Consider the following 12,758-nt stretch of genomic DNA (forward strand, 5'->3'; position numbering starts at 1 on the left):
AAAATAAATGGTAGAATAGATTTTTGATATTTCTTTTGAATTTGAATAGTATTTTTTACTTTTATGATAAAATGAGCTTTTTCTACAATTTAAATGGAGTGTTGAGAAAACTTTAATGTTGTTTTTAAATCTATCGAAAGCAAAAATAATTCAATGAAACGTTTTATTATTTTACAAGGAGTTCTTGCTTTTCTATTTTCTCTTACCGGATGCCTGACAGCTAAAGAACCGGTGGAATCTGTGTATCTTTTTTCCTATTTTAAAGGGAACGGTGATGACGGCCTTCACCTGGCATACAGTACCGATGCATTAAATTGGTTTCCATTGAATGATGACAAACCGATTTTAGCACCTGAGGTGGGAAAGGATTCCCTTATGCGCGATCCTTGTATCATTCAAGGGAATGACGGTTTGTTTCACATGGTGTGGACAACTGGGTGGACCGATCCCTATATTGGCTATGCGTCATCTCCTGATTTAATCAATTGGTCCAAACAAAAGATTATACCCGTTATGGGGCACGAACCTAAAGCCCGTAATTGTTGGGCGCCTGAGATATTTTATGACCCCAATGATGACCATTACCTGATTTTTTGGGCTACTACCATCCCCGGACGGCATTCGGATATTGATCATGGTGGAAAGGAAAGTGGTTATAACCATCGTATGTATTACGTGAAAACAAAAGATTTCAATAACTTTTCCGAAACACAGATATTCTTTAATCCTGATTTCAGCGTGATTGATTGTACCATCTTGGAACGACATGGAAAGTTTTTTATGTTCCTAAAAAACGAAAATCCCAATCCCCCAGAAAAAAATATCCGTATTACTGTTGCAGATGATCCTGAAGGTCCTTTCCCAACCGTTGTATCAAAACCTATTACCGGAAACTACTGGGCCGAAGGTCCTACTACACTGGTGAAAGGGGACTCGGTTTATGTTTTCTTTGATAAGTACAGGGAACACAAGTACGGGGCGATCCGGTCAGGTGACATGGTTAACTGGGAGGATATTTCAGAAAAGATTTCTTTCCCTGCAGGGACGCGCCATGGTACCGCATTTAAAGTTGACAAAGCTGTTTTGGATAAATTATTCATTGCATTTAAAAACTAAAAAATATGAAGGGATTTAAATTTTTTATTGCCATTTTGTTGATGGCAGCAATTTTTTGTGGCTGTAGCCGGAAATCTTCTAATCTTCAGGTTTTCAGTCCTAATGGGAAAATTGAGGTTAAAAGCTGGATAGACCAGCATAACGGTATCCTTAAATACAGTGTTTCCTATCAAGGACAGGTGGTTCTAAACCCTTCCTCTTTGGGCTTGAGTCGGGATGATTGTGACTTTTCTTCCAATTTAACACTCATGGGGATCTCTTCTCCAGAAAGAGTTACCGACGATTATGTAATGAAACATGGAAAGAAGTCCCGAATTCATTATGAAGCTAATGAAGCGGTCGTACATACCCAAAATAGGGATGGCCAAAAAATGGATCTCGTTTTCAGGGTTTCCGATGATGGAGTCGCTTTTAGGTATATCTTTCCTGAACATTCTGATAATGTGGTGAAAATTATTGCAGAAAACACTTCTTTTAACCTTCCTGAGGGAACAAAAGGGTGGTTGCAACCCATGTCGAAGGCTAAAACAGGTTTTGCTGGTACCAACCCTTCCTACGAAGAGCCTTATCTTCAGGAAGTATCCGCCGATACTTCTTCACCCACTGGTTATGGTTGGGTTTATCCCGCTCTCTTCAAATGTGGTGAGGTTTGGTTATTGATTAGTGAAACCGCTCTTGATCGTCATTATTGCGGTACCCATTTGGACAATAATGGTTTTGAGTATCGCGTGGCCTTCCCTCAACCTGAAGAAATATTCCCAGGGGGTGAATTGTTGCCCAACAATACTTTACCATGGTATTCTCCCTGGCGTATAATTGCCGTGGGTGAGCTTAAAACAATTGTGGAATCAACTCTCGGAACCGACCTGGCTAACCCGGCGGCCATTGATGGTGATTTTTCTTTTGTAGAGCCTGGCCTGGCATCATGGAGCTGGGTGATTTTAAAAGATGAATCGGTCAATTTTGAGACTCAAAAAAAGTTTATTGATTTTGCTGCTGAAATGAAGTGGCCCTACTGTCTTGTTGATGGTCTTTGGGATCAACAAATCGGACGGGACAGGATCGCCAAACTGTCGGAATATGCCCAAAGTAAAGGGGTTGGACTACTTCTATGGTACAATTCTGCCGGAAGTTGGAATACCGCTTACCAGACTCCTAAAAATAAAATGTTAACTCATGAAAGCCGTGTTAAAGAATTTGAGTGGATGAAGAAAATCGGCATTAAAGGAATTAAAGTGGATTTCTTTGGCGGTGACGGGCAGTCTATGATAGCTTATTACCATGATATTTTGCAGGATGCAGCCAATTACGGTATTCTTGTTAATTTTCATGGGTCAACCCTTCCCCGTGGATGGCACAGAACTTATCCCCATCTAATGACCATGGAAGCCATTAAAGGCTATGAATTCATCACTTTCAGTCAGGAAACCGCCGATATGGCCCCCGCTCATATGGCCATGGTGCCCTTTGCCCGTAATGTGTTCGACCCAATGGATTTTACACCTGTAAATCTGTCTGGTGTCCCCAATATTGAACGCAGAACAACCAATGGCTTTGAACTGGCTACCTCGGTCATCTTTACTTCAGGTATTCAGCATATTGCCGAAACCGATATGGGTATTCAAACCGTTCCGGACTATGTGAAAAACTTCCTTAAACGCTTCCCCAACGGCTGCTGGGACGAAACTCTTTTCATCGATGGGTATCCCGGAAAGCTTGCCGTGATTGCCCGGCGTAAGGAAAACACTTGGTATGTGGGTGGTATTAATGGGGAGAATATCGAAAAGAATCTTGCACTCCCGCTTCCTTTTCTTCAGGGAAACAAAGATGCACGTCTCATCACCGATGGAAATGATGGCATTTTCTCTTTTGCAAAGGAAGATATTGAGCTGGCTGAAGATGAAAAATTTGAAATATCGCTTCAACCCAACGGCGGATTTGTTCTGGTGGTGGAAGAGTAAACTTTTGATTAAGGATATTCTTTCTCTATCTGTTGCAGGGAAGGATTGTATAAGGTATCATGAATATCTATATGATATAAGGTTTATTATTAAATATTATTATTCCATGAGAGCATTTTCTTACTGTTCCAAATTATATGGAAAGGTTCCATAATCTATTAATTTGAATAAACTATTTCAATGCTTTTAGAAAGTTTTGAATGTCTAACTTCATCGTTCTAACTTTTAGCCTTGGAATTAGATGGCCACAGCCTGGATGGAGTAGCCAACATTAAATAATAATTTTAGACCGAAGTGATTAATATTGAGGTAAAGAACGAATGGGGACTATTGATCTTCATAACAAAGTGATAATGTTTAGTTTCTGAATATTAAGCTAAAGGCTCTGGAATAACATTAAAATGTTAAGGTATCAGCTCAATTTCCAATTAAAAGGAAATTGAGCTGTTTTGTTTTTTGAGAGTTGAAAAATTGATAGTGAATGCCGAATTTTTTTTAATCGACCTTTTCTTTATAACTTATTTTCGTCATGTTAATAATTGTAGAACTAATCAGATTTAAAATATGAATAAAAAAGCGATTTTATTATTAGTTATTAATTATTTGTTAATAGACGTAATTTTCGTAATGGGGCAAGTTCCTCAAGAAATAGAAAATCCAGAAATTTTTGAGATAAACAAATTAGCTCCACGTGCTACTGGGATGGTGTATCCATCCGAAACACTTGCTTTAGAAAACAATTATGAGAAATCTCCTTATTTTAAACTTTTAAATGGAAAATGGCGATTTCGCTGGTCGCCGAATCCATTGCAGAGACCAATGGGTTTTTTTCAAGAGAATTATAATGTTGAACACTGGGATTTGATATCAGTTCCTTCGAATTGGGAGTTGCAAGGATATGGAACACCTATTTATACCAATGTTCGATATCCTTTCCCTGCCAATCCTCCTCATATTCCCGAATCCATAAATCCTGTAGGATCCTATCGACGTAATTTCACAGTACCACCAACATGGAAAAACCGAAGAGTAATATTGCACTTCGAAGCTGGTACATCAGGAATGTTTGTATGGGTGAATGGAGAAAAAGTTGGATATAGTCAAGTTAGTAAGTCACCCGTAGAATTTGATATCACTCCTTATGTGCGCATAGGAGAGAATGTGTTAGCCGTAGAAGTTTATAGATGGACGGATGGGAGTTATTTGGAAGATCAGGATTTTTGGCGCCTTAGTGGGATCGAAAGGGATGTATACCTATATGCCCCTGCTAAGTTTCATATAGCTGATTTTTTCGTAAAATCTGGTTTGGATGATCAATATAAAAACGGAAAATTGAGCGTAGAGGTTAATTTGAGAAATTATGATAAGAGAGCGTTTCAAGGTATATTAGAAGTAGGCTTGTTTGATCAATTGGGCCAAAAAATTTATAGTGCTTCGCAAAAAACACGAATCAACGAAAACAATTCTACAAATGTAATTATATCAGGTAATATTAAAAAACCTAAATTATGGAGTGCGGAAACACCCAACCTGTATACAGTAGTTTTAACTCTCAAAGATACCAACGGACAGGTTATTGAGGCTACCAGCACCAAAACCGGTTTCAGAACAATTGAATTAAATGATGGTCAGTTGTTGGTTAATGGAAAGCCAATTGTGATTAAAGGGGTGAATCTCCATGAACACCATCCTTTATTTGGACATTATGTCCCTAGAGAAATGCTAGTCAAGGATATTCAAGTAATGAAACAGCATAATATTAATGCTATTAGAACTAGTCATTATCCTCATTCAACCGATCTTTATGATCTTTGTGATCAATATGGTATGTATGTGGTTGATGAAGCCAACATTGAAACACATGGTTTGGGTGCTGAACACCAAGGGTGGTTTAACAAAGACCGACATCCGGCTTATCTTCCTCAATGGCAGGCGGCTCATATGGACCGTATTAAGCGCCTGGTTGAAAGAGACAAAAATCATCCTTCCGTAATTATTTGGAGTATGGGGAATGAATGTGGTAACGGACCGGTATTTTTCAAAGCTTATAACTGGATAAAAGAGAGGGACAATACCCGTTTGGTGCAATTTGAACAAGCCGGGGAAAAGAAAAATACTGATATCATATGTCCAATGTATCCTTCTATTCATAATATGAAAAGTTATGCTACACGTAAAGATGTTAGTAGGCCTTATATTATGTGTGAGTACTCTCACGCTATGGGTAATAGCAATGGAAATTTCAAAGAATATTGGGAGATAATTTATAGTTCCCCACACATGCAGGGTGGATTTATTTGGGATTGGGTTGACCAGGGATTGCTAACAAAGGATGGCAATGGTCGTGAATTTTTTGGTTATGGTGGCGATTTGGGTAGTGGCCATTTACATCACGATGGCAATTTTTGTCTTAATGGATTAGTAAATCCTGATCGAACGCCTCATCCTGCTTTGATGGAAGTAAAAAAAGTCTATCAAAATATACATTTTACATCTCCAAATCCCGAAAGCGGAATAATCGTGGTAAAAAATGGGTTTTCATTTATTACTCTTGATGATTATATCTTTAATTGGGAATTGCTTGAAAATGGGGAAAAAATAGATGAAGGGAAATTTTATGTTTCTGCTCAACCCGGAGAAAGTAAAAAGGTAAAATTGCCCATAAAAGGAATTGACCCTAAGCCCGGCATGGAATATCTTTTGAATGTGAATGCCTATACTGCTAAAAATTTTCCTCTTATTCCTTCCGGACACGAAGTGGCACGTGAACAATTTCAAATTAATCCGGATGCTTGGTTTGAAAGAGCTATTAGGAAAAATATTGGGAAAGATTCTTTTGAAGTTAATGAGAATGATCATTCCTTAATTATCAAAGGAAATGATTATTTTATTCGTTTCGACAAACGCAAGGGATTGCTTTCTGATTACTCTATTAAAGGGAAAAAGTTGATTGTAAGTGCACCTCAACCAAATTTTTGGCGTGCCCCAACCGATAACGATTTTGGGAATAATATGCCGAAAATCTCTAACGTCTGGCGTCTTGCTGGCCGAAATAAAGTAGTTAAAGAAATTAATATAACAAAAAGGGATTCGGCCGTCATAATGGACGTACTCTTTTTCTTAATGGATGTTGATTCAGATTTTAGAACTGTTTATACGGTTACTACGGATGGGAAAATAAGGGTGGATGTTTCATGGAAGGCAGGGAAAGAAGGATTACCTGAAATGCCAAGATTTGGGATGGAAATGGTAATTGCAAAAGAATATGATTTATTTACTTATTATGGTCGAGGTCCTTGGGAAAATTATTCCGATCGTAATACCAGTGCTCATCTGGGTATATATAGTAGTAAAGTAAAAGACCAATATTTCCCGTATTTACGTCCTCAGGAAAATGGTAATAAAACAGATGTTCGGTGGTTGACACTTACCGATAATGATGGATTTGGCCTAAGAATTGAAGGCATCCAACCGTTGAGTATTACTGCTTTACACATGCCTATCGTTGATTTTGATCCTGGCGTTGAAAAAAAACAGAGACACACAATTGATATTTATCCTAGAGAAGAAGTATTTTTATATGTTGACCTGGCCCAGCGTGGAGTTGGTGGAGATAATAGTTGGGGAGCTTTGCCTCATAATAGATACAGATTATCAGGAGATAACTATAATTATAGTTTTATTATTGTGCCAGAAATAGAGTGATTTTAACAATTTTAATACTTGATTTGGGGAATTGAACTTTTTATTACTTAATATAGTATTGAGAGTTTCTTTTGCCTTTTAGGAGTTTGGCTTTCTTTCAGGATTGTGTTTAGAATAATTGTTTATTAATAAATATTTTTTATAAATCGAGAAAGGCGACTTCTGTAACATAAAGAAAACCTTTGTAATTTGTTAAATCATGTGAGTCCTTTCGGATTTTAGCGAAATAATTAGATAAGTATGGGAATAAAAATCAGTTTTTTTATTATAACATTAATTTTTTTTGGGTGTACCAGTCAGAACAGAGTAAAAAAAGTACAAATTCTTGATGATGACGCAGCTTGGTGTTGGTTTTCGGATCCACGGGCCATAAAGTTACAATATTCTTCAGGTTCAAAAATTGTTGCTGGAGGTGTGACCAAGAATGGATCAGTTGTTGCTTTCTCATTCGATATGCAAAATGGTGGGATTGAGAATGGGATTATTCACTCTAATTTGGAAATCGATGATCATAACAATCCAGCTTTTTTGGAGTTACCTAATGGAAAGATTCTTTCTTTTTATACACGCCATCATAATAATGATCTATTTATGTCAAAAACTATTTCACCTGGTGATATTACAAAATGGGAAGGACCTAGAAGAATAGAGATAACCAATGATGAGGAAGAAGAACTTTATGGAGCACCAAAGTATACTTATGCCAATCCGGTTATGCTTTCTGATGAAAAGAATCGAATATTTCTTTTTGGACGCTGGATGGGGTTTAAACCCGTTATGATTTGGAGTGATAATCAGGGGAAAAGTTGGAGTAAAAGTAGAGTGGTTATTTGTCCACAACCGTTTGATCCGGGGAATAGACCTTATGTGAAATATTATTCCGATGGCAAATCAAAAATTCATATGGCATTTACCGATGGACATCCTAGAAATGAGCCCTTCAACAGCATTTATTATGCCTATTATCAAAAGGGTAGTTTTTTCAGAGCTGATGGTAGCTTGATTTGTACTATTGATAGTTTACCTTTTGAGCCGAGTGACGCTACTTTAGTTTATAAAGGTAATTCAAAGGAGGGAAGAGCCTGGATATATGATATCAAAATCGATGATAATGATTTCCCTGTGATCGCCTATGCTCGTTATCCAACCGAAGTGGATCATATATACCATTATGCGAAATTTAATGGTGAAAATTGGGAAGATAATGAACTTTGCCATGCTGGTAAATGGTTCCCTCAAACCCCTGAAGGGGAAAGAGAGCGTGAACCTCATTATTCAGGTGGTATTACAATTAGTGTAGGAGATGTTGCTACTGTTTTTCTTTCCCGTGAAATTGATGGAGTTTTTGAAATACAAAAATGGCAAAAATATGGAAATAGTGATTGGAAATTTTCGCCTATTACAGAAAATTCTGATTATGATCAAGTAAGACCTGTTGTGCCTTGGGGTATTGATCATCATGCGCCTGTCCTATTATGGATGGAAAATGAGAAATATGTACATTATACTAATTATTCTTCTAAAATAAAATTTACTGGTTTCTAATAGTTGATTATAAAGGATTATAGAAATTAGTTACTTTGTGATCTTGGTATATTAATTTAGAAACTATGAAATATAGGATATATTTTTCTCTTTTCACGATGATTTTATTTGCAAAAAGCTATTCGCAAAAGATTCTCGATTTTGATTCTTATTCAATTGAGGATGGTTTTAGCGGAAGTAAAGCAAATGTAATAATCCAGGATCGCAAGGGTTTTATTTGGGTTGGAACATGGAACGGACTCACCCGTTTCGATGGTTATAAGTGTGAAATTTTTACCTCAGGAATTAATAGTCCTAATGGTTTAAGTAATAAAGAGGTAGTATCACTTTTGGAAGATCATAAAGGAAATATTTGGATAGGTACATCTGACGGTTTGAATAAACTTGACCCCGTAACAGGAGAAATAGATGTTTTCGACTTTGAGAGCCGAATTTTGTCACTTTATGAAGATTCCAACTATAACATATGGGTGGGTACATGGAGTAATGGTCTGTTCAAGTTTAAACCGGAAAGTGGCGAAAGGGTTTCATATTTGCCAAATGATGTAATTAGTGATATTATTGAGGATCATAGAAATGAATTTTGGATTGCCACATACCAGGGACTTGTTAAATTAAATCCTGAAAGTAAAACTTTTAAACGTTACTTTCCTGATGAGAAAAATCCAAAACGTTCTGTTTCTCATCACGTCATTACGCAATTGGTAACCTCTGACGAAGGAGACTTATGGATCGGCACTTGGGGAGGAGGTATTTGTAAAATGATTTCTCACTTTGATATGGATAGTGTGCGTTTTGAACACTATCAAATGGAAGAAAGAGAAGGAAGTATTGTCTCAAATGATGTATATCGTTTGTTTTATGATGAATTTGGAAATTTGTGGATAGGTACTTGGAATGCGGGCGTATCATTGCTCGAACGCAAGGAACAAAAACAGCCCCCTTCAAAAGCTAGATTTATTAATTTTCAAAGCAATCCATCTGATCCTTACAGTATTTCTGATAATAATATTACTGCTCTTTACGTTGATCGATCAGGGGTTTTATGGGTTGGAAGTTCAAAAATTGATAAGGCATCGGTAATTAATACAGGAATGGATTTTTATTCCACTCGTGATCCAGAAACAAATGGGGGTGAGTATAGCATTGTAAAAGCTTTTGCTAGCGGAGGTGATAATAGGATATGGGTTGGATGTTCGGATGGAATTGTTTCTTTCGATATTAAAGGTGATCGATATATCCGTGATAGTAAAATTACAAACCTTCAATATACATACAATGACTTCTTATTTAAATCAAATTCAATCCTTTCTCTTTGTTCTACACCTTCAGGACTTTTTGTTGGAACGGATGATGCCGGACTAATTGTTTTCTCAAAAGAATCTTTAGAATTGTACAGAGAGCATGCCTCTTTTAGGTTTTATAATAATCAAACTCCAATAAAAATATTGGGAAACAAGGTTAACTGTTTGTACCCTTCAAAAAAAAATCCACAAATAGTATGGCTTGGTACAATGCAGAATGGTTTTTCTAAAGTCAATATTGATAACGGGAAGGTAGTGAGTATTGAGAATTATCGAGCATCTGAGACCGGATTGGCTGATGATAATATACGTGATATTTTGGAAGATAGCCAAGGAATTGTTTGGATTGCTACCCAAAAAGGATTGAGTAGGTTTGATCCTGAAAAAAACGAGTTTCAAAGTTTTTATGCCCGTAAAAATGAAAATTCTATTAACGATAATGTAGTGAATTGTTTGTATGAGGATATTGCCGGCAATTTGTGGATTGGAACGAATACAGGGCTGAACAAAAAGATTGAAGTAATTAACTCTGATGGAGAACCATCTGTCTCTTTTAAAAGGTTTCCTCATATTAATTATTTAAATAACTCTTTAGTTATGAATATTCTTGAAGGAGACAGTTCTCAATTATTGATAGGATTTTATGATGTGTTGGTTCGGTTTGATTATTCCAATGAAGAAATAGTTGATAAATTTTATATAAAGGAATACCTACATTTGGGAATTGAAAGAAACTCTGCATTCAGTGATTATCGAGGAAAATTGTTTCTTGGAGGTAGGCATGGATTTGTAGTATTTAATGAAGATAAATTAAAGAGCGATTCCAGGCCTCCGGAAATTAGAATTACTGATCTGCTTGTTTTTAACAAAAGCATTAATGATAAGATGAATAAGGGAAGGACTGATGACCAATTTAAAAACATCACTTACACAGATTCGCTAATTTTATCTTATAAAGATCGAGTTTTTACATTTGTCTTTTCGGCCATGGATTATAAGAGCCCCGATAAGAATACCTATTCCTATAAATTGGAAGGTTTTGATAAGGAATGGAATCATGTGGGAGAAAGAAATACTGCTACATACACTAATGTGCCACCTGGCAAGTACAAATTAAAAGTTAAAGCTAAAAATAGTCTAGGCGCAGAAACACTCAAACCTGCTGAACTCTATGTTGTAATTACGCCACCTTGGTGGTTAACTTATTGGGCTTACACTTTTTATGCAATTATACTTCTAGGATTACTTTATTTTTTTAAAAAATATTCCTTAATTAAAGTCCGGGAAAAAAGCAAGCTAATGCTTGAAAAAGTTCATCATCAAAAGGACAAGGAGATATATGAACACAAAGTGAAATTTTTTACCAATATCACCCACGAGTTTAGAACTCCATTAACACTTATATTGGGTCCAGCGGAAGAGTTGCTTCAAAAAACTGATCTTCCGCATTCAGTTCGTAATTCAATTGAAGTTATTAAAAGAAATACTGAAAAGTTGTTACGGCTAGTTAATCAGTTGATGGAATTTAGAAAGGTGGAAGAAGGTAAAATGGAACTTTTCATTCAGAAGGTGAATATTGTCCATATTTTGTCAGATATGTATGAAACCTTTCGTCCTATGGCAAGGTCAAGAAAAATTAACTTTTCCTTGGAATTTAACCCTAAAGATATTATTGCTTGGATAGATCGTGATAAAATTGAAAAGGTTCTCTATAATCTTCTGTCCAATGCATTTAAATATTCCGATGATGGTGCAGATATTTCTTTGAGGGCAGGGTTAAAAGATAATATTGGCAATGATTCAGATTCCGTTTATATTGAAGTAATTGATAATGGAATTGGAATCTCTGTGGATCAACAAGACCGTATCTTTGAGAGTTTTTATCAGATTCCTAGACATGGGACACAAACCACCGGCGGAATTGGTCTTTACTTATCAAAATTATTTGTAGAACAGCATGGAGGATGCATTGAAGTTGATAGTGAGCCAGGAAAAGGTAGTTGTTTTAGAATTATACTTCCAATTAATCCAAAAAATAAAACCCAATATTTACGAACGGACAATAATCCTGCTTATTGTCAAAATGAAAATAATTCTTCATCAATCTTTTTGCAAGAGCAGGAAGGTACTAATCCCGAGACAGATTCAAACTGGTCAGAATCTGCAGCATCCAATGAGGGGAAAGCTGAGATACTTTTAGTTGAGGATGATATTGATATGAGAAATTTTATAAAAAATGGCTTATCTGATTTTTTTAACATTTATGTTGCCCAAAATGGGAAGGAGGCTTATGAGTTAGCTCGAAAAAATCCACCTGATATTATTATTTCTGATGTTATGATGCCCAAAATGGATGGTTTTGAATTGGCTCGATTATTACGAAGTGATATTGATACATCTCATATTCCATTGGTTTTTCTTACAGCAAAAACTTTGCGGGAGGATGAGATAGAAGGACTGCGTTTAGGCGCTGTCGATTATATTTATAAACCATTTAATATGGTTTCTTTACGTTTGAAATTAATCAATATCATTAAAACACGAGGTGAAAATAGGGAGAAATTTAGGACATCAAAACTATTAGAACCTGAGAAAATTACATTGTCTTCATTAGATGAAGAATTTCTTAAAAAAGCTGTTAAAGTGATTGATGAGAATGTTGATGATCCTGATTTAGACGTAGAAAAATTAAGTGAAAAGTTGTCTCTTACACCCAATCAAACATACCGGAAAATTAAAGCATTAACCGGTTTTACTGCAAAAGAATTCATCAGAGTTCAGCGATTAAAAATAGCCGCTAATTTATTGGCGCAAAATAAGCGATCCATTTCCGAGATTATCTATATGGTAGGGTTTTCAAGTCCTTCTTATTTTTCCCGTTGTTTTAAAGAACAGTACAACTGTACACCCTCTGAATATGTTAAGTTGCACGGCAAAATTGAAGATTTGGAAATTAACCACGAGTGAACCTTAAATGAATTTAATTCTAGAGCTTTTGCATTACTATATCGATAGAATAGATTAAATATTTTGGTAGTGTTTAAATTAGTGTGTCCGGATAAAGATCTATCTCAGTTTAGTTCGTATTGCAAAGTTAATTTTTTCTTTTTCCCGGTTTGATAAATAT

Annotated in this window: 5 protein-coding genes; all 5 read left to right on the top strand. The window is 36.0% G+C overall.

Annotated elements, in window-relative coordinates; translation table 11 throughout:
• Positions 1 to 153: 153 nt before the first annotated feature.
• The 5 genes from BM130_RS07885 to BM130_RS07905 all read left to right on the top strand — a co-directional run bounded on the left by BM130_RS07885 (position 154) and on the right by BM130_RS07905 (position 12,598).
• The gene (locus tag BM130_RS07885) at positions 154 to 1,116 is read left to right on the top strand and encodes a glycoside hydrolase family 43 protein (RefSeq protein ID WP_010527237.1); all 963 of its coding nucleotides are present in this window, start codon (positions 154 to 156) and stop codon (positions 1,114 to 1,116) included.
• 5 nt (positions 1,117 to 1,121) lie between these two features.
• Positions 1,122 to 3,077: a glycoside hydrolase family 97 protein gene (locus BM130_RS07890; protein ID WP_010527238.1), complete on the top strand. Its 1,956-nt coding sequence runs from the start codon at positions 1,122 to 1,124 to the stop codon at positions 3,075 to 3,077.
• Between the two features lie 564 nt (positions 3,078 to 3,641).
• Positions 3,642 to 6,782, top strand: a complete 3,141-nt coding sequence (lacZ, locus tag BM130_RS07895; RefSeq protein WP_010527239.1) for a beta-galactosidase, LacZ type — start codon at positions 3,642 to 3,644, stop codon at positions 6,780 to 6,782.
• Positions 6,783 to 7,022: 240 nt separating this feature from the next.
• Positions 7,023 to 8,327 carry a BNR-4 repeat-containing protein gene (locus BM130_RS07900; RefSeq protein ID WP_010527240.1) on the top strand — a complete coding sequence of 435 codons (1,305 nt, stop codon included), beginning with the start codon at positions 7,023 to 7,025 and terminating at the stop codon, positions 8,325 to 8,327.
• A gap of 98 nt (positions 8,328 to 8,425) precedes the next feature.
• Positions 8,426 to 12,598 (top strand): hybrid sensor histidine kinase/response regulator transcription factor, encoded by a 4,173-nt coding sequence (locus BM130_RS07905; RefSeq protein WP_010527241.1) that lies wholly within the window; start codon positions 8,426 to 8,428, stop codon positions 12,596 to 12,598.
• The last annotated feature ends 160 nt before the right edge of the window (positions 12,599 to 12,758 follow it).

This window comes from Thermophagus xiamenensis (assembly GCF_900112795.1).
Classification (GTDB): domain Bacteria; phylum Bacteroidota; class Bacteroidia; order Bacteroidales; family Marinilabiliaceae; genus Thermophagus; species Thermophagus xiamenensis.